This window comes from Ruegeria aquimaris, from assembly GCF_025751555.1.
Lineage (GTDB): Bacteria > Pseudomonadota > Alphaproteobacteria > Rhodobacterales > Rhodobacteraceae > Ruegeria_B > Ruegeria_B aquimaris.
Map to the genome: position 1 here is coordinate 1 of NZ_JAOWLB010000012.1, position 22472 is coordinate 22472.

The 22472-nt window shown below is 61.6% G+C and carries 33 protein-coding genes and 1 pseudogene; 6 read left to right on the top strand and 28 right to left on the bottom strand.

Going from position 1 to position 22472, the window contains the following annotated elements; genetic code table 11:
• Window positions 1–94: 94 nt before the first annotated feature.
• The 13 genes and pseudogenes from OE747_RS15515 to rpmC form a co-directional block, all read right to left on the bottom strand.
• A pseudogene (locus OE747_RS15515) lies at window positions 95–477 on the bottom strand (transposase); the annotation flags it as partial.
• A 382-nt stretch (window positions 478–859) separates the two neighbouring features.
• A complete protein-coding gene (locus OE747_RS15520; RefSeq protein WP_263829476.1) occupies window positions 860–1501 on the bottom strand; it encodes a 2-hydroxychromene-2-carboxylate isomerase in 642 nt (213 codons plus the stop codon).
• A gap of 134 nt (window positions 1502–1635) precedes the next feature.
• On the bottom strand, window positions 1636–1824 hold the full coding sequence (gene rpmD / locus OE747_RS15525; protein ID WP_130402806.1) for a 50S ribosomal protein L30: 189 nt from the start codon (window positions 1822–1824) through the stop codon (window positions 1636–1638).
• A gap of 12 nt (window positions 1825–1836) precedes the next feature.
• Entirely contained in the window at window positions 1837–2415 is a 579-nt protein-coding gene (rpsE, locus tag OE747_RS15530; protein ID WP_263829477.1) for a 30S ribosomal protein S5, read from the bottom strand.
• 166 nt (window positions 2416–2581) lie between these two features.
• A complete protein-coding gene (gene rplR / locus OE747_RS15535) occupies window positions 2582–2941 on the bottom strand; it encodes a 50S ribosomal protein L18 (RefSeq protein WP_263829478.1) in 360 nt (119 codons plus the stop codon).
• 11 nt (window positions 2942–2952) lie between these two features.
• A complete protein-coding gene (rplF, locus tag OE747_RS15540) occupies window positions 2953–3486 on the bottom strand; it encodes a 50S ribosomal protein L6 (protein ID WP_263829479.1) in 534 nt (177 codons plus the stop codon).
• Window positions 3487–3498: 12 nt separating this feature from the next.
• On the bottom strand, window positions 3499–3891 hold the full coding sequence (gene rpsH, locus OE747_RS15545; protein WP_164131518.1) for a 30S ribosomal protein S8: 393 nt from the start codon (window positions 3889–3891) through the stop codon (window positions 3499–3501).
• A gap of 12 nt (window positions 3892–3903) precedes the next feature.
• Entirely contained in the window at window positions 3904–4209 is a 306-nt protein-coding gene (gene rpsN, locus OE747_RS15550; protein WP_093028984.1) for a 30S ribosomal protein S14, read from the bottom strand.
• A gap of 17 nt (window positions 4210–4226) precedes the next feature.
• The gene (rplE, locus tag OE747_RS15555) at window positions 4227–4787 is read right to left on the bottom strand and encodes a 50S ribosomal protein L5 (RefSeq protein WP_263829480.1); all 561 of its coding nucleotides are present in this window, start codon (window positions 4785–4787) and stop codon (window positions 4227–4229) included.
• Entirely contained in the window at window positions 4780–5091 is a 312-nt protein-coding gene (gene rplX / locus OE747_RS15560; protein WP_011046255.1) for a 50S ribosomal protein L24, read from the bottom strand. The genes rplE and rplX overlap by 8 nt, the downstream gene beginning before the upstream one ends.
• 2 nt (window positions 5092–5093) lie before the next feature.
• On the bottom strand, window positions 5094–5462 hold the full coding sequence (gene rplN, locus OE747_RS15565; RefSeq protein WP_005621870.1) for a 50S ribosomal protein L14: 369 nt from the start codon (window positions 5460–5462) through the stop codon (window positions 5094–5096).
• A gap of 75 nt (window positions 5463–5537) precedes the next feature.
• Window positions 5538–5768, bottom strand: coding sequence for a 30S ribosomal protein S17 (rpsQ, locus tag OE747_RS15570; RefSeq protein WP_164131516.1), 231 nt, complete (start codon window positions 5766–5768; stop codon window positions 5538–5540).
• A gap of 12 nt (window positions 5769–5780) precedes the next feature.
• Window positions 5781–5981 (bottom strand): 50S ribosomal protein L29, encoded by a 201-nt coding sequence (gene rpmC, locus OE747_RS15575; protein WP_093028990.1) that lies wholly within the window; start codon window positions 5979–5981, stop codon window positions 5781–5783.
• A gap of 256 nt (window positions 5982–6237) precedes the next feature.
• Here rpmC and OE747_RS15580 point away from each other — a divergent pair, with 256 nt between their 5' ends.
• Window positions 6238–6384: a hypothetical protein gene (locus OE747_RS15580; protein WP_263829481.1), complete on the top strand. Its 147-nt coding sequence runs from the start codon at window positions 6238–6240 to the stop codon at window positions 6382–6384.
• A 7-nt stretch (window positions 6385–6391) separates the two neighbouring features.
• Here the strand turns inward: OE747_RS15580 and OE747_RS15585 are convergent, their stop codons facing one another.
• The 4 genes from OE747_RS15585 to OE747_RS15600 form a co-directional block, all read right to left on the bottom strand.
• Window positions 6392–7069: a Crp/Fnr family transcriptional regulator gene (locus OE747_RS15585; protein WP_263829482.1), complete on the bottom strand. Its 678-nt coding sequence runs from the start codon at window positions 7067–7069 to the stop codon at window positions 6392–6394.
• Between the two features lie 109 nt (window positions 7070–7178).
• Window positions 7179–7682 carry a hypothetical protein gene (locus OE747_RS15590; RefSeq protein ID WP_263829483.1) on the bottom strand — a complete coding sequence of 168 codons (504 nt, stop codon included), beginning with the start codon at window positions 7680–7682 and terminating at the stop codon, window positions 7179–7181.
• Window positions 7683–7867: 185 nt separating this feature from the next.
• Window positions 7868–8488, bottom strand: a complete 621-nt coding sequence (locus tag OE747_RS15595; RefSeq protein WP_164131511.1) for a 2OG-Fe(II) oxygenase family protein — start codon at window positions 8486–8488, stop codon at window positions 7868–7870.
• Window positions 8489–8551: 63 nt separating this feature from the next.
• Complete coding sequence (locus OE747_RS15600) at window positions 8552–9253, bottom strand: winged helix-turn-helix transcriptional regulator (protein ID WP_263829484.1); 702 nt, start codon at window positions 9251–9253, stop codon at window positions 8552–8554.
• 169 nt (window positions 9254–9422) lie between these two features.
• Here OE747_RS15600 and OE747_RS15605 point away from each other — a divergent pair, with 169 nt between their 5' ends.
• Complete coding sequence (locus tag OE747_RS15605; RefSeq protein ID WP_263829485.1) at window positions 9423–9671, top strand: DUF1127 domain-containing protein; 249 nt, start codon at window positions 9423–9425, stop codon at window positions 9669–9671.
• Between the two features lie 73 nt (window positions 9672–9744).
• Here the strand turns inward: OE747_RS15605 and OE747_RS15610 are convergent, their stop codons facing one another.
• From OE747_RS15610 to OE747_RS15640, 7 genes are all read right to left on the bottom strand, one after another.
• Window positions 9745–10308 (bottom strand): amino acid synthesis family protein, encoded by a 564-nt coding sequence (locus OE747_RS15610; RefSeq protein WP_263829486.1) that lies wholly within the window; start codon window positions 10306–10308, stop codon window positions 9745–9747.
• A gap of 109 nt (window positions 10309–10417) precedes the next feature.
• Window positions 10418–10831, bottom strand: coding sequence for a 50S ribosomal protein L16 (gene rplP, locus OE747_RS15615; protein WP_093029000.1), 414 nt, complete (start codon window positions 10829–10831; stop codon window positions 10418–10420).
• Window positions 10832–10843: 12 nt separating this feature from the next.
• Window positions 10844–11551, bottom strand: coding sequence for a 30S ribosomal protein S3 (gene rpsC / locus OE747_RS15620; RefSeq protein ID WP_093029002.1), 708 nt, complete (start codon window positions 11549–11551; stop codon window positions 10844–10846).
• Window positions 11551–11931, bottom strand: coding sequence for a 50S ribosomal protein L22 (gene rplV / locus OE747_RS15625; RefSeq protein WP_093029004.1), 381 nt, complete (start codon window positions 11929–11931; stop codon window positions 11551–11553). The genes rpsC and rplV overlap by 1 nt, the downstream gene beginning before the upstream one ends.
• Before the next feature lie 3 nt (window positions 11932–11934).
• A complete protein-coding gene (rpsS, locus tag OE747_RS15630) occupies window positions 11935–12213 on the bottom strand; it encodes a 30S ribosomal protein S19 (protein ID WP_093029006.1) in 279 nt (92 codons plus the stop codon).
• Between the two features lie 3 nt (window positions 12214–12216).
• Window positions 12217–13059, bottom strand: a complete 843-nt coding sequence (rplB, locus tag OE747_RS15635; RefSeq protein WP_263829487.1) for a 50S ribosomal protein L2 — start codon at window positions 13057–13059, stop codon at window positions 12217–12219.
• Window positions 13060–13316: 257 nt separating this feature from the next.
• A complete protein-coding gene (locus tag OE747_RS15640) occupies window positions 13317–13832 on the bottom strand; it encodes an AAA family ATPase (RefSeq protein ID WP_263829488.1) in 516 nt (171 codons plus the stop codon).
• A 210-nt stretch (window positions 13833–14042) separates the two neighbouring features.
• On the opposite strand from OE747_RS15640, the gene rimP reads away from it, so the two are divergent.
• Genes rimP through infB form a run of 4 tightly spaced genes read left to right on the top strand, consistent with a single transcriptional unit; the run spans window position 14043 to window position 19448 of the window.
• Window positions 14043–14669 carry a ribosome maturation factor RimP gene (rimP, locus tag OE747_RS15645; protein WP_263829601.1) on the top strand — a complete coding sequence of 209 codons (627 nt, stop codon included), beginning with the start codon at window positions 14043–14045 and terminating at the stop codon, window positions 14667–14669.
• On the top strand, window positions 14669–16288 hold the full coding sequence (gene nusA, locus OE747_RS15650; protein ID WP_263829489.1) for a transcription termination factor NusA: 1620 nt from the start codon (window positions 14669–14671) through the stop codon (window positions 16286–16288). The genes rimP and nusA overlap by 1 nt, the downstream gene beginning before the upstream one ends.
• Before the next feature lie 23 nt (window positions 16289–16311).
• The gene (locus tag OE747_RS15655; protein WP_263829490.1) at window positions 16312–16935 is read left to right on the top strand and encodes an RNA-binding protein; all 624 of its coding nucleotides are present in this window, start codon (window positions 16312–16314) and stop codon (window positions 16933–16935) included.
• A gap of 8 nt (window positions 16936–16943) precedes the next feature.
• Complete coding sequence (infB, locus tag OE747_RS15660; RefSeq protein ID WP_263829491.1) at window positions 16944–19448, top strand: translation initiation factor IF-2; 2505 nt, start codon at window positions 16944–16946, stop codon at window positions 19446–19448.
• Between the two features lie 145 nt (window positions 19449–19593).
• Here the strand turns inward: infB and OE747_RS15665 are convergent, their stop codons facing one another.
• From OE747_RS15665 to OE747_RS15680, 4 genes are all read right to left on the bottom strand, one after another.
• Window positions 19594–19731 carry a hypothetical protein gene (locus tag OE747_RS15665; RefSeq protein ID WP_263829492.1) on the bottom strand — a complete coding sequence of 46 codons (138 nt, stop codon included), beginning with the start codon at window positions 19729–19731 and terminating at the stop codon, window positions 19594–19596.
• A gap of 190 nt (window positions 19732–19921) precedes the next feature.
• Window positions 19922–20320: an 8-oxo-dGTP diphosphatase MutT gene (gene mutT / locus OE747_RS15670; RefSeq protein WP_263829493.1), complete on the bottom strand. Its 399-nt coding sequence runs from the start codon at window positions 20318–20320 to the stop codon at window positions 19922–19924.
• Window positions 20317–21543, bottom strand: a complete 1227-nt coding sequence (gene argJ / locus OE747_RS15675) for a bifunctional glutamate N-acetyltransferase/amino-acid acetyltransferase ArgJ (RefSeq protein ID WP_263829494.1) — start codon at window positions 21541–21543, stop codon at window positions 20317–20319. Before argJ ends, mutT begins: the two co-directional genes overlap by 4 nt.
• A gap of 9 nt (window positions 21544–21552) precedes the next feature.
• Window positions 21553–22404, bottom strand: a complete 852-nt coding sequence (locus OE747_RS15680; RefSeq protein WP_263829495.1) for a peptidylprolyl isomerase — start codon at window positions 22402–22404, stop codon at window positions 21553–21555.
• Window positions 22405–22472 lie beyond the last annotated feature (68 nt).

The window sequence follows — 22472 nt, forward strand, 5'->3', positions numbered from 1 at the left end:
GTCGCCCGTTGACTTCGAAATCAGACAGCTCAAACTGAAACAGGCAGGTGTCTAGGAAACTAGGGGCACCTCAGACATAGGGTGCGCTGTCGATCAGCCCGCCCTTCGTTCGACCAATCAGACGCCCGCGCTGGTCGTCGAGCCCCCCTTTTTCGCCCGCAGGCTCGAAGCCGTGCGGTACGGCTTCAGCTAGGTCGCGTCGATCATGTTGGTCTTCTGATCAGTGCCCTCGGAGGCCCGTCCCTCCATCATCCTGGCAAACACTCCCATGTCACCCCACCGCTTCCATCCGTTGTAGAGTGTCTTGGGCGGCCCATACTCCCGCAGCGCATCGCACTACCGCAAGCCATTACGATTGAAGAATATTATTCCACTCAGAACCCGGCGATCATCCACCCGAGGCTTGCCATGGCTCCTCGGAAAGAAAGGTCGCAGCCGCGCCATCTGCTCGTCAGTCAGCCAGAAAAGGTTGCTCATCATTACCCACATCAGTTCGGGAGCTTGAATCACGCGGGCAAGGCGGCCTCAAGCCGACTAATGCATCCTGACCCTTCTGTATCCCGGATCTGGTAGCGTGGTCCCGTCACGTGTCCCCGCCGATCCGGATCAGCAGAGGAACCGGACCAATTCGCCCTGCGATAGCGGGCGGGAGACCGCTTGCGCATGCGACCCGTCTAAAGCCATGGATTTGCGAAATGAATCCTCAGAGGTCAGTGTTCAGCAGCAATTTCGAATGCTCCGTTCTCTGATCGGTGTTGGCGCACCGTCGCTGTGACGGGTATGCCGGGGTTGGTAGCAGTTCGGCACCCCGCGCGGTGCTGCGCTTGCGCGGCCGGGCCTCGATCTCCGACGTGCCAGGTCAGCCGACCGGCGGGTTTCGCCAGGTGCCAGGCCGAAACGGTCGCATCAGGGCGCGGGCGACCAGGTCCAACCGGTCCTGACCGTAGAACGGGTCGCCATCGACCACATAGCTGGGCGATCCGAACAGCGCCCGATCTATCGCCTCTTGCGTATTGGCGGCCTGTTCAGCCAGGGCCGGTTCCGATCGCGCGGCGGTCAACAGCGGCTCGGGCTCCATGCCCAGGCCCGCGATCAGGTGGTTCAGCAGGCCCGGATCGGCGATATCGGCATCGTCGCGCCAATGGGCCTGGAGAATCGCAAAGGAGAGCGCGTTCACATCCAGCCCGGCCCGTTGCGCCGCGATGATCACCCCATTGGGCAGGTCGAGTGGATTGTCGTGATAAGTCGGGCGATGGTCGATCACCGGCACGCCGCGCCACTCCGCCCAGCGTTCGATCTCGCGACCAAAGAAATAGTCCACATGCGCCTTACTGCGCTCGGCAAAGGTGAGACCGCCCGCCGCCTCGACCACCGGGCTGAGCAGGATAGGGCGATGCACCAGCTCTGTACCGGGATGGGTGGCGCAGATGCGATACAGCTCTTGCGCACCGAGATAGGCATAGGCGGAATGGGCGGAATAGAAATAGTCGATACGGGCCATATCAGGCAGGTTAGGCGGTCGGCGATGGCACCGCATCCCGTGCCTTGTCCAAACACGCGAAATTGATCTGCCCGGTACAAAACGAAAACGCCCCCGGATGACCGGGGGCGTTTCAACTGTCCATCGAGAGGGGATTAGCCGCGCTCTTCGACGATCTCGACCAGATGCGGGATCTTGCGGATCATACCGCGGACCGAGGGGGTATCCTCCAGCTCACGGGTCTTGTGCATCTTGTTCAGGCCCAGACCGATCAGGGTTGCGCGCTGGTCTGCGGGGCGGCGGATCGGCGAGCCGATCTGCTTGACGACGATGGTTTTTGCCATGGTGACGACTCCTTACGCTTCGACGGCTTCAGCAGCCGGTGCTTCGTCCCGCTTGGGCAGGATGTCGGCGACCTTCTTGCCACGGCGCTGTGCGACAGAGCGCGGGCTCTGCTCTTTTTTCAGGCCGTCGATGGTGGCGCGGATCATGTTGTAGGGGTTCGCGCTGCCCAGCGACTTGGACACCACGTCCTTGACGCCCAGCATTTCGAAAACGGCGCGCATCGGACCACCGGCGATGATACCGGTACCTTCGGGCGCGGCGCGCATGACGACCTTACCGGCGCCGTGACGGCCTTCGATGTCGTGATGCAGGGTGCGGCCTTCGCGCAGCTGCACGCGGATCATTTGGCGCTTGGCCTGCTCGGTGGCCTTGCGGATGGCCTCGGGCACTTCTTTCGCCTTGCCCTTGCCAAAGCCGACGCGGCCTTTCTGGTCGCCGACGACGACGAGTGCTGCGAAGCCGAAGCGCTTGCCGCCCTTGACGGTTTTCGACACGCGGTTGATCGCGACAAGGCGATCGGCGAATTCGGGAGCGGCTTCTTCGCGGTCGCGGCGGGGGCCACGCTCGCGGCGGTTTTCACGTTCTGCCATATGGCATTCCTCTTTCTCGGTTGCGCGCGTTCGAAAGCGAAGGCGCTGTTGTCTCCAATCCTGGTGGGCGGCACAAGCCGAAGCCCCCGGATCATCGGAGCGGCCCGGAGGCCGCCCTCGGTTCTTGTTGCGATACGGACCCCCGATGGTCAGGGGCCCAATCGCCTTAGATCTTCAGCCCGCCTTCACGCGCGGCGTCGGCCAAGGCCTTCACCTTGCCGTGGAACAGGAAACCGCCACGGTCGAAGTAAGCTTCGGTCACACCGGCCTTGGCTGCGCGCTCGGCGATTGCCGCGCCCACTTTCTTGGCCGCTTCGACGTTGTTCTTGCCAACCACTCCCAGGTCTTTCTCCATGGTCGATGCGGCGGCAAGGGTCACGCCGCGAACGTCGTCGATCAGCTGGCAGCTGATGTTCTTGTTCGAGCGGTGCACGCTGAGGCGAAGACGCCCGGCGTTGACCTTGCGGAGCTTGTTCCGAACGCGCAGGCGGCGCTTCAGAAACAGGGTACGTTTGCTGTTTGCCATGATGTGCGTCCTTACTTCTTCTTGCCGTCTTTGCGGAAGATGAATTCGCCCTTGTAGCGGATGCCCTTGCCTTTGTACGGCTCGGGCGAACGCCACTCGCGGATCTTCGCGGCCACTTCGCCAACCTGCTGCTGGTCGATACCTTCGACGGTGATTTCGGTCTGTTTCGGGGTCGACACGGTGATGCCGGCCGGAACAGCGAAATCGACGTCGTGGCTGTAGCCCAGGTTCAGCTTGAGCACATTACCCTGCGCGTTGGCACGGTAACCCACACCGGTGATCTCCAGCTCTTTCTTGAAGCCGGTGGTCACACCGGTCACCAGATTGGCGACCATGGTGCGGGACATGCCCCACTGCTGGCGCGCCCGCTTGGACGAACCACGGGGGGTCACGGTGACAAGGTTGCCATCGACGACGATGGTGACATCGTCGGTCGCGGTGAAGCTGCGGGTGCCCTTGGGGCCCTTCACTTCGATGGTCTGGCCGGACACAGAGGCGGAAACGCCGCTGGGCAGCTCGACCGGTTTCTTACCAATACGAGACATTTGCAGACCTCCTTAGAAGACGGTGCAGAGCACTTCGCCGCCAACGTTGTTGGTGCGCGCATTTGCGTCCGACATCACACCTTTCGGAGTGCTGACAATCGACACGCCCAGGCCCTGACGGACCGAGGGGATGTCCTTGACGCTCATGTAGACGCGGCGGCCGGGCTTGGAGACCCGCTTGAGCTCGCGAATGACAGGTTCGCCTTCGTAGTACTTCAGGCTGATTTCAATGAGCGAGTGGCCATTGTCGTCAGTCTTGGTCTCGTAACCGCGGATGTAGCCTTCGTCGGCCAGCACATCCAGAACCCAGGCGCGCAGTTTCGAACCGGGGGTCAGAACCGTGCTCTTGTGGCGCAGTTGTGCGTTACGGATGCGGGTGAGCATATCGCCGATAGGATCGTTCATATCGCTCTCTCCTTACCAGCTCGATTTCACCAGACCGGGGATCTGACCAGCAGAACCCAGGTCGCGCAGCATGATCCGGCTGACCTTGAGCTTACGGTAGTAAGCGTGCGGACGGCCGGTGAGCTGGCAGCGGTTGTGAAGACGGGTCGCCGAGCTGTTGCGCGGCAGTTTCGCCAGCTTCAGGCGCGCTTTGAAGCGCTCTTCCATCGGGCGGCTTTCGTCGTTTGCGATTTCTTTCAGCTCGGCGCGCTTTGCGGCATATTGTGCCACCAGGCGCTCGCGCTTCTTCTCGCGTTCGATCATGCTTTTCTTAGCCATGTCTAATCCTCGCGCGCTTATGCGTTGAACGGCACGTTGAAGTGCTTCAACAGGCTCTTGGCTTCGGCGTCGGTTTTCGCGGTGGTGGCGATGATGATATCCATGCCCCAGACCTCGTCGACCTTGTCGAAATCGATTTCCGGGAACACGATGTGTTCCTTGATGCCCATGGCAAAGTTGCCACGACCGTCGAAGGACGGCTTCACACCACGGAAGTCGCGGATGCGGGGCATCGCGATGGTGGTCAGACGGTCAAGGAATTCATACATGCGGTCACCGCGCAGGGTCACCTTGGCGCCCAACGGCATCTCTTCGCGCACGCGGAAGCCGGCGATCGACTTCTTGGCCTTGGTGGTGACGGCTTTCTGGCCGGCGATCTTGCTCAGGTCTTCCTGAGCCGACTTGGCCTTCTTGCTGTCACGGACGGCTTCGGCGCCGCAGCCGATGTTCAGAACGATCTTGTCCAGCTTGGGGATCATCATGTCGTTCTTGTAGCCGAACTCTTCTTTCAGAGCGGCGCGGATGCGGTCCTTGTAGTCGGCCTTGAGGCGCGGGGTATAGTTTGCAGCGTCAAGCATCGATCACGTCCCCCGTGGTCTTGGCGAAGCGGACTTTCTTGTCGCCTTCCATGCGGAAGCCGACGCGGGTTGCCTTGCCGTTCTTGTCCAGCAGCGCCAGGTTCGACAGGTCGATCGGCAGTGCCTTGGGCAGGCGGCCACCTTGCGAGGTCTGGGTCTGGCGGGTGTGGCGGATGGCGATGTTCACGCCGTCGACAACAGCTTTGCCGGCTTTCGGGTCGACAGAGGTGATGGTCCCCTCTTTGCCCTTGTCCTTGCCGGCCAGCACGACGACCTTGTCGCCTTTGCGGAGTTTTGCGGCCATGGTTACAGCACCTCCGGAGCCAGCGAGATGATCTTCATGAAGTTCTTCGCGCGCAGTTCGCGAACAACCGGTCCAAAGATACGGGTGCCGACAGGCTCGTTGTTGTTGTTCAGGATCACGGCGGCGTTGCGATCGAAACGGATCGCGGTGCCGTCTTCGCGACGGACTTCCTTGGCGGTGCGCACGACGACGGCCTTGCGGACGTCACCTTTCTTCACGCGGCCGCGCGGGATGGCTTCCTTCACCGAGACGACAATGATGTCGCCGACGGAGGCGTATTTACGCTTGGAACCACCCAGGACCTTGATGCACTGCACCCGGCGAGCGCCGGAGTTGTCAGCGACATCCAGATTGGTCTGCATCTGGATCATGTGGTTTCTCCCGACCTGTGGGGGCTGGTCTTTTTAGATCCCCCAGGGTTTCGACAATTGGCAGGTGCCAGAGGCTTACGCCTCCAGAACCTCCCAGCGTTTGGTTTTCGACTTGGGCGCACATTCGATGATGCGGACCGTGTCACCCACCTTGAAGGTGTTGTTTTCGTCGTGAGCCCGGTATTTCTTGGACTTACGGACGGTCTTTTGCAGCAGCGGATGCTTGAAGCGGCGCTCGACCAGAACGGTTACGGTCTGGGCGTTGGCGTCGCTGGTCACGGTGCCTTGCAGAATACGTTTGGGCATCTCTCAGGCTCCTCAGTTCGCAGCTTCGGCGGCTTTTTCGTTCAGCACGGTGATGACGCGCGCGACATCGCGGCGCACAGTGCGGATACGGGCGTTGTTTTCGAGTTGGCCGGTTGCCTGCTGGAAGCGCAGGTTGAACGCTTCTTTCTTGAGGTTGACCAGCTCTTCCCGGAGCTGATCCGGGGTCTTGTTACGCAGTTCCTGGGCGTTCATCGCCTTTTTCCTTTGCTCAAAACACCAGAAGGCCCCGTAGCCGGGTCACCCTTGACCTGGTGGATGAATGACAACAAGCGAATCCCCCGCAAAGACGGGGGAGCCGCAAGATGCCGCTCTATAGGAGAGTTGCATCGGAAGGGCAAGCGGAAGTTGACCTGATTGCCGGGAGGGTTCATATTGCGGCGCACAACCAAAAGATTTATCGCGTTCGCTGGAGTTTTCCGGCGATTTTAGACTGAACGGTTTATCAAATATGACTTTTGCTGCCTTGCTGCCCACTGTGATTTCAGATCTTCCCCTGTCCGGGCCAGCATTATTGCCCGTCGTCGCCGCTGGCTATGTCCTGAGCATCATCGGAGCGTCCATTCTGATGCGCAAGCTGCGCAACTGGCTGACCTGATCACAGGTCACGGGCCGTCGCCCGGACCGGTTGCGTTCTGGAACACCAGTTTCGCCCGCATGTCCCGGGCGATTCCCAACTCGAGCACGCTCATCGTGGCCGGGGAAGTGTCGCGCAGGCGCGCAAGCTTGACCCGTTCGATGCGCCAAACCCGGGCGCGGCTCTGGACCGTGGCGGTGGCCACCGCCCGCCCATCCCCCATCAACGACATCTCGCCGATGAAATGGCCGCCCGTGACCACGCGGAGCAGGCGACCATGCGCCTCGATCCGGATGTTGCCATCGTCTAGATAGGTCAGGAAATCGGGGGGCTGCCCCTCGCGTGTCAGCACGGTACCGGGGGCCAGCGTTTCCCACCGGCCGTGATCGAGGAACCGCCGGGTGCGGCCCGGCGACAAGCCCGGCAGCAGGGTGTCGCGAAACCGCTGCTCCTCGGCCGAGAAGCTGGCCCGACGATCATTGCGCCACAGGATGAAGAGCTCGGCCAGGTTGACCAGGATCAGAAGCGTCTGCCAGAACACACCAACGGGATTGTTGAGCCAATAGTAATCGAAGGCGATGCCCGCCAGCGCCGAAGCGATCACAAAGAGCCGCAGCCAGAGCATGCGGCGCATCAGCATCGACAGGACGAGCAGGAGATAGGACAGATGTCCCGCCCAGCCGTCGGTTATGAAGCTCAGATCCATTTCCGTGGTTCTCGCCGACCTGACCGGCACAGAGCCGACCCGGATCAGCGATATCCTGCGATCCCGGTGCAGGCAAGCTGGCTATCGTCCATGCCAGCGGGCGCAGACGCTAGTCGATCCGGTCAACACTGGTCGCGATACGTTCAAGAACGCCCAGCATCTGTTCCGCCTCGGAAGGTGTCAGCCGCCCGTGGACGGTCAGGAACTGGGCAATGTCGCGCCCGGTGTACCGCCCGGTCAGAGTGCCATCGCGCAGGATCAGCGCACGGCTTACCAACCCGGTTGCGGTGTCATGGCACATCCGGCATTTCGTTCGGAACAGCTGTCCCGAGGTGCGGATGGCCTGGAAATGCGCCAGAAGAATGGTGGCCTCGGCCGGTGTCAGGCGGCCGTGACCGCGCTCGAGCAGTGCGGCAACGGACCCGCCCGAGTTTCGCCCCACGAGCGGCTCTTGGCCTGCGTCCAGTTCCAGCCAGACAAAATCGCCCGCATGCGGGGAATGGCAGCCGGCACATTTGTTCTCGTAAAGCTGATGGGGGTCGGCCTCGGAGGCCAATGCCCCCGGGGCGATCAGGATCGCGAGTGCGGAAAGTGCGGCTGTCAGGCCATGCATGGAAATCACCGCAAGTTGCGTTTTCCGGTCCAGAGAGTCTGGATCGCTGTCCGCGTGAAACGGACTGCTGCCTTATCGCAGTTTTTGCAGTTCCGCGCCTTGACCGGGATCAAGGGATTGCGGGGCTCCGCCCGTTCGCACCTCAATCGCTCCACCGGAGCGATTGCCGCTACGCGGACCGGGGCTCACTCCCAGCGATAGTTGAAGCTGACCGAGATGCGTTCTTCTTCGGCCATGTTCATCGGCACTTCGTGGCGCAGCCAGCTTTCCCAGAGCAGCACGTCGCCCACGTCTGGCTTCATATAGATGAAGGGCTGCAATTCGCGCCGGGCGGTCTTGGTCCGCGTCGGCGCGGCCATCATCCGGCCGGATCGGGGGTCTTCGAGCTTCAGCGCGCTGGCGCCGTCGGGCATCGCGACATAGGTGGTGCCCGAGATCACCGAATGCGGGTGCAGGTGACTGGAATGCATGCCCCCCTGCGGCAGGATATTGATCCAGAGATCCTCCAGCACCAGTGCGCGGCCGTCGAGGTCGAACTCCAGATCGGCGGCAAAGGCCGCCACATGCGCATCAAGCGATTTCACCAGATCAGCAAAGATCGGAAAGCGCCAGGGCAGATCGGTGAGGGAGGCATAAGACGTATAACCGGGATAGCCGTTTTCCTCGCACCATTCCTGTCCGGCTTCGTCATCCTCGGCGATGGAATAGCAGGACGCCTCCATCTCGTCCGGGTCGATGGCAGGGCCATGCTCGGACAGGCGGGCGCGATACAGGCGGGTGACAAAGAGGGATTCGATCTGGGACATGGCCGTGTCATAGCGTAACCGACCAACCGGCGCGAGGGGCTGTTGTGAAGAACAACTCAGGTTTCAAACCGCCCGTGCCAGACCCTCTATCCCGGCATACATGCTGAGTCTGAGCCAGCGCCCGATCGTCTTTTCCAATCGTTTGTCTCCTGACATGAAAAACCTCCCGCTGTCGATCTCGCGACCGTAAGATATCCGGCCAAGATAGATGCCGGTCATCACGGACACACCCGTCTCGATGAACAAATCCACCTCAAAGCCGGGATCCGCAGCACACAGTTCCACCGGAACACCCGGACGAACGACCAGCCAATAGGTCGACGCAGGGGAGGTTGCGTCCGAAAAGTTGAAACGGACCACGGTTCGGCCCGGCGGCAGCGCATCGACCACGATCCGGTTTCGAAGGGTCCACATCAGGACATCCGCATCGCGGTCTTCCAGCGCCACATCGACAGATACATTGCGCTGCGCCCAACGCGCGAGACCTTCGAGGATCGGGTCCAGTTCGGCGGCCTTCGCGGTACGGATATAATCAATGACCCCGCTGGCCGGATCATCTATCCGTTCGACAAGCCCATTCTGCTGCATCTCTTTCAGGCGTTTGGCCAGCAGGGTCGGCGAGATACCCGGCAGACCACGCTTAATATCGTTGAAGCGGGTCGAACCGGTGGAGAGTTCTCCGAGGATCTGAATGGCCCAACGAGGATTAAGGACTTCGCAAGCCTTGGAAGTCGGGCAAAAAAGACCAAACGGTTTGGTCGTCATCTCGTACTTCCCTCTTTTGGTCTATTGGGTATGAGACAGTCTATCCGGGCCCGCGATATCGCTCCAGTACAGAAGCTGTACCGGTTCTGGTTCACTTCCTACACTACCCCGCGCTAAGATTACGGTGGCACCCTGTCGTCAGATGAACCCCGAAGAAGGACCACGACAGATGATCTCGCTCACAGGCGCCGCAACTGAGCAGCCCCGTTTTCAGAACGCCCTTTCCATCAACCGGCTCCATTTACTTGGCCAAGGTCTGTTGAGCCGTTGGCAGGTGGTAGCTGCGCTGTCACCGCTATCGGATCATGGATTGCGCGACATCGGTCTGACACGTGACGATCTCAGGTCAATTGCACGCGACACCGGCAGCATCGACCGGATCGAACAGACGCGGATCCGACAGTCCAGAAACTGGTAGAATGCATGGCACTGAACAAAAAAGGGCCCGTCGGGAAATCGGCGGGTCTCCTTATGGTTTTGCGCACCACTTTTCACCCGTTGCCTGTTCTGGTCTGGACCGGACCCTTGCCGCAGCGGGGGATCGGGCGACCGCCGTCAGCATAGGCCAGGCACATGACAATCTCGTCCGGGCCCGGTGCATCCGCCATAACCAGAGTCATCGTGTCGAAATGATCAAATGACCACGGGTTGTCCTTGTGACCCAGCGGCAGGTCAATCGTTGTGCCCGGACCGCCCAGTTTTACATTGGAAGGGATCACCGCCGCCCCGCCGCCCGCTGCCGCGCGCATCGGCGCGCCCAGTTTGGGATGCACGACCGCCCCGCCCTGTTCCATGTCGCCATTTGCCCCGACAATCGCAGCCTTGCCATAGGAAATCGGGGGATTTCCCAATTCGGCGATTGCCTGCCGTGCCAAAACCTCGCCCAATTCGCGACCGATCTCGAACAGGGGCGAGAGGTCACGAAAGAACCGTCCCGCCAGGGGGTTGCGAAAAGCGGCCATGACAGCCACCCGGGTCACGGGATGGCAAGGTTCACCGAAGGCATCCGCAGTAATGATTTCACGTTGAAAAACGGTCTTGCGGGGCTGCACCATGGGTCACCTCCGGACACGGAATGCGCATAGGCTACGATGGATACTGAAAAAGAAAAACCCCCGCCGGTGTTCCGGCGGGGGTTTCGATGTCTTGTCGATAAGACCGGAATTACCAGTCTTCGCGAACGACCACGCGGGTCTTGATCGGCAGTTTCATCGCGGCGAGGCGCAGCGCCTCGCGGGCGATGTCCTCGCCCACACCGTCGATTTCAAACATCACCCGGCCCGGCTTCACCTTGCAGGCCCAGTAATCGACCGAACCCTTACCTTTACCCATCCGAACCTCGGTGGGTTTCGAGGTCACCGGGGTATCCGGGAAGATCCGGATCCAGACACGGCCCTGACGCTTCATGTGACGCGTCATGGCACGGCGGGCGGCCTCGATCTGGCGCGCGGTGACGCGCTCGGGCTCAAGTGCCTTCAGGCCGAAGGTGCCGAAGTTCAGGTCGGAACCGCCCTTGGCTTCGCCATGGATACGGCCCTTGAACATCTTGCGGAATTTAGTGCGCTTTGGTTGCAGCATCTCTAATCCTCCTTAGCGGCGGCCACCGGCGCCACGCGGGGCCGGACCGTCCTGGAGTTCCTGTGCTTTGCGATCACGCGCCTGCGGGTCGTGCTCCATGATCTCGCCCTTGAAGATCCAGACCTTGATCCCGATGATCCCGTAGGGGGTCGAGGCTTCGGCCAGGGCGTAGTCGATGTCGGCACGCAGGGTGTGCAGCGGAACGCGGCCTTCGCGGTACCATTCGGTACGGGCGATCTCGGCACCGCCCAGACGGCCGGCGACGTTCACCCGGATACCCAGGGCACCCATCCGCATGGCGTTCTGCACGGCGCGCTTCATGGCGCGGCGGAAGGACACCCGGCGCTCGAGCTGCTGCGCGATCGACTCGGCGACCAGCTGCGCATCCATCTCGGGCTTGCGAACTTCGACGATGTTCAGGTGCAGTTCGCTGTCGGTGATGTTCGCCAGCTTCTTGCGCAGGGTTTCGATGTCTGCGCCTTTCTTGCCGATGATCACGCCCGGACGCGCGGTGTGGATCGTCACGCGGCACTTCTTGTGCGGACGTTCGATGATCACACGGGCCACGCCGGCCTGTTTGCACTCTTCCTTGATGAACTCGCGGATCTTGAGATCCTCGAGCAGCAGATTGCCGTAGTCCTTGGTATCTGCGTACCAACGGCTGTCCCAGGTGCGGTTGACCTGAAGGCGCATGCCGATCGGATTGACCTTATGTCCCATTAGGCTTGCTCCTCTACCTGACGCACCTTGATCGTGAGTTCCGAGAACGGCTTCATGATCTTGCCGAACCGGCCACGTGCCCGCGGACGACCGCGCTTCATGATCAGGTTCTTGCCCACGTAGGCCTCGGCGACGATCAGTTCATCGACGTCCAGGTTGTGGTTGTTCTCGGCGTTCGCGATGGCGGATTGAAGGCATTTCTTCACGTCCTGCGCGATCCGCTTGTTCGAGAAGGTGAGATCGGTCAGCGCCTTCTCGACCTTCTTGCCACGGATCATCTGAGCCACCAGGTTCAGTTTCTGCGGCGAAGTACGGAGCATGCGCAGTTTTGCCATTGCTTCGTTGTCTGCCACGCGGCGGGGGTTCTTTTCCTTGCCCATGACTTACTTCCGCTTCGCTTTTTTGTCCGCCGCATGGCCGTAATAGGTCCGGGTCGGCGAGTATTCACCGAACTTCTGACCGATCATGTCCTCGGAGACGTTGACGGGGATGTGTTTCTGGCCGTTGTACACACCAAAGGTCAGACCCACGAACTGGGGCAGAATGGTGGAACGACGCGACCAGATCTTGATGACTTCGTTACGGCCCGACTCGCGCGCTGCTGCTGCCTTTTTAAGGACATAAGCATCGACGAAAGGACCCTTCCAAACAGAGCGAGACATTGCTTAACGCCCTTTCTTCTTGGCGTGACGCGAGCGGATGATCAGCTTTTGCGACGCTTTGTTCTTGTTCCGGGTACGGGTACCCTTGGTGTCCTTGCCCCACGGGGTCACCGGCGTACGGCCACCCGAGGTGCGACCCTCACCACCACCATGGGGGTGGTCGATCGGGTTCATTGCGACACCGCGGACCGACGGACGGATGCCCTTGTGGCGCATACGACCGGCTTTACCGTAGTTCTGGTTGCTGTTGTCGGGGTTCGACACGGCACCGACGGTGGCCATGCATTCCTGACGCACCATGCGCAGTTCGCCCGAGCTCAGACGGATCTGAGCATAGCCGCCATCGCGACCAACGAACTGAGCGTAGGTGCCGGCGGCACGTGCGATCTGACCGCCCTTGCCGGGCTTCATCTCGATGTTGTGCACGATGGTACCGATCGGCATGCCCGAGAAGGGCATCGCGTTGCCCGGCTTGATGTCGGCCTTGGCCGACGCGATGACCTGGTCACCGACTGCCAGACGCTGCGGTGCGAGGATATAGGCCTGTTCGCCATCCTCGTACTTGACCAGCGCGATGAATGCGGTCCGGTTCGGATCGTACTCGATCCGCTCGACGGTGGCCGCCACATCGAATTTGTTCCGTTTGAAGTCAACGATCCGGTAGAGGCGTTTTGCCCCACCACCGCGGCGACGCGAGGTGATCCGTCCGGTGTTGTTCCGGCCGCCCGATTTCGTCAGACCCTCGGTGAGGGACTTGACAGGACGTCCTTTGTACAGCTCCGAACGGTCGATCAGCACCAGCCCGCGCTGGCCCGGCGTCGTCGGCTTATACGACTTGAGTGCCATGCTTTCTGTCTTCCGTTTAGCGTGCAGCGGGTGATCCCGCCGCTATGTTTGAGGCCCCCGTAGGTGCCAGTGGTATAGGGCCCCGAAGGTCCCCGGCTGAAAAAACCAAGCACCCCGGAACGAATCCCGGGGCGCAAGATTGGGTGCATGTAGCAGGGTTGTTTGGGGGTGTCTATAGGGCGGGGCCGGATTTGTTGGCGCCCTGAAACGGCCGGTCGGGGCATGGCACACCGCCCCTTCTACGGCCGTTTCCGACCTTAAGTATGAACGACGATATTGAAGCCTTCTTCGGCCGTGGGCGCAACGAAGTGTCGGGTGATCTGTTCGAACTGCGCGTCGGTGACTTTGAAATTGTGATCTCCGGCCACATTACGGCGACGCAGCCGGGCCTTGCAGACCTCATCCTGCACATCGAGATAATGCAACGTGTGCGGCACGGCCGAACTGTCGGCCAACGCGCGCATCCAGCGCCGCTGCTCGACCGTGTTGGCGGGAAAGTCCAGAATCACTGTCACACCAGCTGACAGCAGCTTAAGCACATGAGGAGCGACCGCCTGTTTCAGGCGGGTTGACAGACGGAGGTAATCGGGAATCGTCCGCAACTCTTCGGAATAAAGAATGTGCAGCCAGTCATCCTCGGACAGGATCACGGCACGATGGCGGGCGGCAAGGGATCTGGACAGCGTCGATTTTCCGGCCGCGATCTTGCCGCAAAGGAAATGTAGCTCCGCCTTTGCCCTGTCCATTTTTTCGCCACACCCTTCGTGCAACACCGATAGTCCCGTCCCGACATAAGGGATAAGGGAAGGAGAGGAAAAGCCCGACCCGTCAGCCGATTGCCGTTCCCCCCTTGCAGAACCGGCCTGTCCCGCGTATATGGCTTGACAACAGCGGCACGTCGGGCACTGGCCCCGGGGTTCCACCGGAAAATTCGACGGGCCGCGCGCCCGTTTTTTTGTGCCCGAAAGTGGCTGATGACCCTGATGACCAACACTCTGATAGCAAAGGCCGCCATCGACCGGCGCCTGGCCGAGATCGTCGGCCCCGTGATCGAGGACCTCGGTTACGAGCTTGTGCGAATCCGTCTGATGAGCGGCAAGTCGACCACATTGCAGATCATGGCCGACAAGCCCGATGGCGGAATCGAGGTGGATGACTGTGCCGAGATTTCCAACGCGGTCAGCGCCACGCTGGATGTCGAGGACCCGATCCTGGATGCCTACACGCTGGAAGTATCAAGCCCCGGCATCGACCGGCCGCTGACCCGGCTCAAGGACTTCGAGATGTTCGAAGGCTATGAGGCCCGGATCGAGACAAGCGAGCTGATCGACGGGCGCCGCCGGTTCAAGGGTGAACTCGCCGGTGTCGAAGGCGACGAAGTTCTGATCAATATCGAACAGGGCAGCGAGACGGTGACCATCGGCCTGCAATTCGACTGGCTGAGCGATGCCAAGCTGGTGCTGACCGATGACCTGATCAAGGAAATGCTGCGCCAGCGCAAAGCCGCCGGCGTGCTGAACGAAGAACAATTCGACGAGATCGTAGAGGAAGCGCCCGAAACGGGTGACGAGACCATGGCCCTGGACGGGTCCGAAGAGGAGACGAAGTAATGGCAATCACCTCTGCAAACCAGCTAGAGCTGTTGCAAACTGCCGAGGCCGTGGCCCGTGAAAAGATGATCGACCCCGGTCTGGTCGTCGCCGCGATGGAAGAGAGCCTCGCCCGTGCCGCCAAGAGCCGCTACGGCAGCGAGATGGACATCCGGGTGAAGATCGACCGCAAGACCGGTCGCGCCACCTTTACCCGCGTGCGCACCGTGGTTGCCGACGAAGAGTTGGAGAACTATCAGGCCGAGATGACCGTCGAGCAGGCGCGTCAGTACATGGAGAACCCGGAAATCGGTGACGTCTATGTCGAAGAGGTGCCGCCGGTCGAGATGGGCCGGATTGCGGCGCAAAGCGCCAAGCAGGTGATCCTGCAAAAAGTGCGCGAGGCGGAACGCGATCGCCAGTACGAGGAATTCAAGGACCGTGCAGGCACCATCATCAACGGTCAGGTCAAGCGTGAAGAATACGGCAATGTCATCGTCGATGTAGGCGCTGGCGAAGCCATCCTGCGCCGTAACGAGAAGATCGGCCGCGAAAGCTATCGCCCGAACGATCGCATTCGCTGCTATGTCAAGGACGTGCGCCGCGAGCCGCGCGGACCGCAGATCTTCCTCAGCCGTACCGCTCCGGAATTCATGGCTGAACTGTTCAAGATGGAAGTGCCGGAAATCTATGATGGCATCATCGAGATCAAGGCCGTTGCCCGCGACCCCGGTTCGCGCGCCAAGATCGCCGTGATCTCTTATGACAATTCGATCGACCCCGTGGGTGCCTGCGTCGGCATGCGCGGCAGCCGCGTCCAGGCGGTGGTGAACGAGCTTCAGGGCGAAAAGATCGACATCATCCCGTGGAACGAGGATCAGCCGACCTTCCTGGTGAACGCGCTTCAACCTGCCGAAGTGTCCAAGGTCGTGCTGGACGAAGAGGCCGGCAAGATCGAGGTCGTGGTCCCCGAAGAGCAACTGAGCCTGGCCATCGGTCGTCGCGGCCAGAACGTGCGCCTGGCCAGCCAGCTGACCGGTCTGGACATCGACATCATGACCGAAGCCGAGGAATCGGCGCGCCGTCAGAAAGAATTCGAGAGCCGCACCGCGCTGTTCATGGAAACCCTCGATCTGGACGAGTTCTTTGCCCAGCTGCTGGTTTCCGAGGGCTTCACCAATCTCGAAGAGGTCGCCTATGTCGAACTGGACGAACTGCTGGTGATCGACGGAGTGGATGAAGGCACCGCCGAGGAACTTCAGGCCCGCGCCCGCGATTACCTGGAGGCACAGGCCAAGGCAGCGCTGGAAAACGCGCGCGCGCTGGGTGCCGAGGACAGCCTGATCAACTTCGAAGGTCTGACCCCGCAGATGGTCGAGGCGCTGGCGAAGGATGGCGTCAAGAACTTGGAAGATTTCGCGACCTGCGCCGACTGGGAACTGGCAGGCGGCTGGACCACGGTCGATGGTCAGCGTGTCAAGGATGACGGCATTCTGGAGCCCTTTGATGTGTCTCTCGAAGAGGCGCAGGACATGGTGATGACCGCCCGCGTCATGCTGGGCTGGGTCGATCCCGAAGACCTGACAGCCGATGAGGCTGACGTCGAAGAAGCGGCAGACGACGAGGAGGCCGGGGCCTGATCCCAGGCCCCATGGAGACCGACATGACCCGTGGTGGCGCAACCAAGGATCGGCCGGAGGGCCCGGAACGCAAGTGTATCGCCACGGGCGAAGCACAGCCGCGTCACGGGCTGATCCGCTTTGTCGCCGGTCCCGATGGCCAGGTGGTGCCCGACATCGCGGGCAAGCTGCCGGGCCGGGGCACTTATGTTGCCGCCGACCGGGCCGCTCTGAAAAAGGCCGTGGACAAGAAGCTCTTTGCCCGCAGCCTGAAAATGCCGGTCACGGTACCGGCGGACCTGGTGGACGAGGTCGAACGGCAGCTGATCCGCCGGGTGGTCGAGACCATCAGCCTGGCCCGCAAGTCGGGCGCTGCGGTTTCGGGCTATGAAAAGGTCAAGACCTGGCTGGACAAGGAAGAGGCCCATGTGCTGATCCAGGCCTCTGACGGGTCAGGCCGCGGCAAGTCGAAACTGAGTACGCCGCATTTCGGCAAGTACATCGGCTGGCTCACCGCAGATGAATTGGGCATGGCCTTTGGCCGCCAAACAGTGATACATGCGGCGCTGGCCTCTGGTGGACTCGCCAAACGTGTTGTAGAGGAAGCGCAACGCCTGAAAGGGATGCGCAAAACGGATGACGGCGGCAAGGGCCGCGCGGAAGGGTAAGAAGCTTTATGAGCGATACTGACGGCAAGAAGACATTGGGTCTGCGTGGGTCCCGTCCCGGGAACGTGAAACAGAGTTTCAGCCACGGACGGACCAAGAATGTCGTGGTGGAAACCAAACGCAAGCGCGTGGTGGTCCCCAAGCCGGGCGCAGGAAAACCCACGTCCGGCGGCACCGCACAGGCGGGCGACCCGTCGCGTCGTCCGGCAGGCATCTCGGACACCGAGATGGAACGTCGGCTGAACGCGCTGAAGGCCGCCAAAGCCCGCGAAGCCGAGGAGGCCGCGCAGCGCGAAGCCGAGGAAAAGGCGCGCGCCGAAGAACGTGAGCGCCGCCGGGCCGAGCAAGAGGCCAAGGAGCGCGAACAGCGCGAGGCCGAACAGCGCGCCCGCGAGAAGGCCGAAGAGGAAGAGCGTCAGCGCCTGGAGGCCGAAGAAGAGGCCAAGCGCGCCGCAGCACGCGCCGCAGCCGCACAGGATGCTCCGAAAGCCGAACGCGCCGAACGCGCGCCTGCCGCGCCGCGCAGCGAACCGGGTGACGCCCCGCGCAAGGCCGAACGCGAACGCGAGCGCGACCAGCGCGCGCCCCGAGGCGGCAAGACCCGCGAGGATGGCCGTCGGTCGGGCAAGCTGACTCTGAGCCAGGTGACCGACGGCGAAGGCGGTCGCCAGAAATCGCTCGCGGCGATGAAGCGCAAGCAGGAACGCGCCCGGCAGAAGGCGATGGGCAGTGCCGCGGACCGCGAGAAGGTGATTCGCGACGTGCAGCTGCCTGAGGCCATCGTGGTGTCGGAACTGGCCAACCGCATGGCCGAGCGCGTCGCCGACGTGGTCAAGGCGCTAATGAAAATGGGCATGATGGTCACGCAGAACCAGACCATCGATGCCGATACCGCCGAGCTGATCATCGAGGAGTTCGGCCACAAGGTGGTGCGGGTTTCCGATGCCGACGTCGAAGATGTCATCACCGATGTCGAGGACAAGCCGGAAGACCTGAAACCGCGTCCGCCGGTCATCACCATCATGGGTCACGTCGATCACGGCAAGACCTCGTTGCTGGACGCAATCCGCAACACCAAGGTTGTGTCCGGCGAGGCCGGTGGCATCACCCAGCATATCGGCGCCTATCAGGTAAAAACCGACAGCGGCGTGACGCTCAGCTTCCTTGATACGCCGGGTCACGCGGCCTTTACCTCGATGCGCTCGCGCGGCGCACAGGTGACCGATATCGTGGTTCTGGTCGTTGCCGCGGATGACGCGGTGATGCCCCAGACGGTCGAGGCGATCAACCACGCCAAGGCGGCCGGTGTGCCGATGATCGTGGCGATCAACAAGATCGACAAGCCCGAGGCAAACCCGACCAAGGTGCGTACCGACCTGCTGCAACACGAAGTGGTGGTCGAGGCGATGTCGGGCGAAGTGCAGGATGTCGAGGTTTCGGCGAAATCCGGCGAAGGTCTGGACGAGCTGCTTGAGGCCATCGCGCTGCAAGCCGAGATCCTGGAACTGAAGGCCAACCCCGATCGTCCCGCCCAGGGCGCGGTGATCGAGGCGCAGCTTGACGTGGGCCGCGGCCCGGTCGCGACGGTCCTGATCCAGAAGGGCACGCTGCGCCAGGGCGACATCTTTGTCGTGGGCGAGCAATACGGCAAGGTCCGCGCCCTGATCAACGACAAGGGCGAGCGCGTGACCGAAGCCGGACCTTCGGTGCCGGTCGAGGTGTTGGGCCTGAACGGCACGCCCGAAGCAGGCGACGTCCTGAACGTGACCTCGACCGAGGCACAGGCACGCGAGATCGCGGAATATCGCGCTCAGGTCGCCAAGGACAAGCGCGCGGCGGCCGGAGCCGCCACCACGCTGGAACAGCTGATGGCCAAGGCCAAGGCAGACGAGAATGTCGCCGAGCTGCCGATCCTGGTGAAGGCCGACGTGCAGGGCTCTGCCGAAGCGATCGTTCAGGCGATGGAAAAGATCGGCAACGACGAGGTGCGCGTGCGCGTGCTGCATTCGGGCGTCGGTGCCATCACCGAAACCGATGTGGGCTTGGCCGAGGCCTCGGGCGCACCGATCATGGGCTTCAACGTCCGCGCGAACGCAAGCGCACGCAACACCGCCAACCAGAAAGGCGTCGAGATTCGCTACTACTCGGTGATTTACGATCTGGTGGACGACGTCAAAGCGGCGGCAAGTGGCCTGCTGAGTGCCGAGATCCGCGAGAACTTCATCGGTTACGCGACGATCAAGGAAGTCTTCAAGGTGTCTGGCGTCGGCAAGGTTGCTGGCTGTCTGGTGACCGAGGGCGTCGCGCGCCGTTCGGCTGGTGTGCGCCTGCTGCGTGACAACGTGGTTGTTCACGAAGGAACGCTCAAGACTCTCAAGCGGTTCAAGGACGAGGTTTCCGAAGTCCAGTCGGGTCAGGAATGCGGTATGGCCTTCGAGAACTACGACGATATCCGCCCCGGCGATGTCATCGAAATCTTCGAACGCGAGGAAGTCACCCGTACATTGGCGTGATCCCGCGAAGAGCGGACAAAAAGAGGCGGCCAGTTTGGTCGCCTTTTTTTGTCCTTCCGGCAGAAAAGAACAGGCGAGTGCAGCCATTGGCTGCCTCTCGCCTGCAAGACCTGAGTGAGTGGTGGTCTTGAAAGTCTGTCCGTCTTCAGGCGGCGTCTGCCAGAACCGGGCGTCCGATATAGATCTGGTCACCGACCTGTACCGATATGGTCCCGTTCGCATTGGCGCGAACGAAAAGGCCCTGGATCAGAACACAGCTGCCAATCGCAATAGTGCGCAACATGTCACATCCTCCCCACAGAATTAGACAACCTGAGTGTACATGGGCGCAGCGGACAAATCATTTCAAAATTGTGTAGCAATTCACCATTTTTGGTTACATGCGCACAAAATATGGATATTTCTGATGCTGCAACCGCAATATGTGCCAATTAAGTGCGCACATAAACACGGATAAGCATCTAAGGGCAGACTTATAGCCAATCCCTGAGAATCGGGATCAGCGGGATATCTGCCGGCGGCATGGGATAATCCCTCAGATCCCGGGCCCGAACCCATTTCAGCGCCTGACCTTCGCGCGATTGCGGAACGCCCTCCCATTTGCGGCAGGCAAATAGCGGCATCAGCAGATGAAAATCGTCATAGCTGTGACTGGCAAAAGTCAGCGGCGCCAGGCAGGAGGCCCAGGTATTGATGCCCAGTTCCTCGTCCAACTCGCGAATCAAGGCATGCTCAGGCGTTTCGCCTGGCTCGACCTTGCCGCCCGGAAACTCCCACAGTCCGGCCATCGACTTGCCCTCCGGGCGCTGCGCCAGCAGCACCCGGCCGTCCACGTCGATCAGTGCGACAGCGGAAACAAGGACAGTCTTCACGACCGGTAATCCGCGTTGATCTCGATGTACCCGTGGGTCAGATCGCAGGTCCAGACGGTTGCCTGCCCCTCGCCCAGCCCCAGATCGACGCCGATCACCAACTCCTGCCCCTTCATATAAGCAGCGGCCTCAGCCTCTTGGTAGTTGGGACTGACCCACCCCTTCTCCGCGACGAGGATATCGCCAAAGGAAATGCTGAGCAGATCGCGGTCGGCGGCGGCGCCGGATTTACCGATGGCCATGACGACACGGCCCCAGTTGGGGTCTTCGCCTGCGATTGCGGTCTTGATCAGCGGTGAATTGGCGATGGCCATGCCATGCACTTTGGCATCCGCATCTGTGGCCGCGCCGGTCACCCGAATCTCGACGAACTTCGTGGCGCCCTCGCCATCGCGCACGACCTGCTTGGCCAGGTCCAGCATCACATCTTCGAGCGCGGCGGCGAACTCGGCATTGCCGGTCGCATCAACCCCCGAGGCACCGGTCGCGGCCAACAGCAACGTGTCCGAGGTCGATGTGTCGCTGTCGACGGTGATGCAGTTGAAGGTCCGATCGGTCATCGCCGACAGCATCGCCTGCAACGCGCCTTGTTCGACGCGCGCATCGGTGAAGATATAGACCAGCATCGTCGCCATATCAGGCGCGATCATGCCCGAGCCCTTGGCGATCCCGGCGATCTTCACGGTCTTGCCGTCGATCCCGACCGTCTTGCTGGCCCCCTTGGGGAAGGTGTCGGTCGTCATGATGGCGCGCGCGGCCTCTTCCAACGCATCCGGGCGCAGTGTCGCGTTCAGCTCGCCCAGCTTGGCCACAATGCGTTCGTGCTTCATCGGCTCGCCGATGACACCGGTGGACGAGGTAAAGACCCGTTCGACCGGCACGCCGGTGACCTCGGCCACCGCGCGGGTGACCTCGGCCACCGAGGTCTGACCGTAATGGCCGGTAAAGGCGTTAGAGTTGCCCGAGTTTACCACGATTGCCGCCGGTCCGTCGCTGGCGCCGCCGATCTTGGCCTGGCAATCCAGCACCGGGGCCGAGCGGGTGGCCGAGCGGGTGAACACACCCGCGACCGATGTTCCGGGATCCATCACCGCCATCATCACGTCAGTACGGCCCTGATAGCGCACACCGGCGGCGATGGTGGCCAGACGAAGGCCGGCAATCTCCGGAAGGGGTGGGAAACTGGCGGGCGCTAGCGGGGAAACCTTTGTTATTTTTGCCATTTCAGAGGATCACTCCTGCACGAGTTCGAATTGACGCAGCACATCCGGGCCAATGCCGCCGAGATCGGGCTTTTCGATATTGCCATCACGGGTCAGATCGGCCAAGCGGGCCTCGATCGCGTCCTGCTGAATCTGACCGGCAAGCTCTTCGCGCACCTCGTCCAGTTCCGGCGCGGTCGATTTGCGCTTGTCGTTCAGCTTGATGACATGCCAGCCGAACTGGGTCTGCACCGGGGCCGAGACCTTGCCAACCTCCAGCTCCATCACGGCAGCCTCGAACTCGGGCACCATGGCGCCCGCTCCGAACCAGCCCAGTTCTCCGCCATTGGGGCCCGATGGGCCGGTCGATTTCTCGCGCGCGGTGGCGGCAAAATCGGCACCGTTGTCGATCAGGTCCTTGACCGATTTGGCCTCTTCCTCGGATGGTACGAGGATATGAGACGCGTTGAACTCGTCTTCGCCAAATCCGTCAGCATACTTGGCGTCATAGGCCGCCTGGAGCGCCTCGTCAGTGGTGACCGAAGCCATGATCTGGTCGATGGTCTCGCCCGCCAGCAACGAGCGTTCCTCGTTCTCCAGCGACAGTACGACCTGGAGGGGCGTGCGGTCGTTCTGTACCTGCTTCAGCAGCGTCTGCTGGATCAGCTGGTCAAGGATACCTTCGAACAGCACCTCGTCCGGCAGTTGCTGGTATTGCTGCGGCAGGGTTGCGCGGGCGATGATCATATGGCCCAGGGTGATCTCTTCGCCATTGACGCGGGCGACCACGGTGTCGGCCTCGGCCTTGGTCTCGGCCGAGACCGGCAGGGCCAGAACCAGCGCAAGCGCCAGCGATGGCAGGAAAGTGAGACCTTTGGGCATTGAATTCATCCTATTCACGGGCCGCGATGGGGCACGGCGTTGACACTCTGGAGCCTGCCGCTTACATC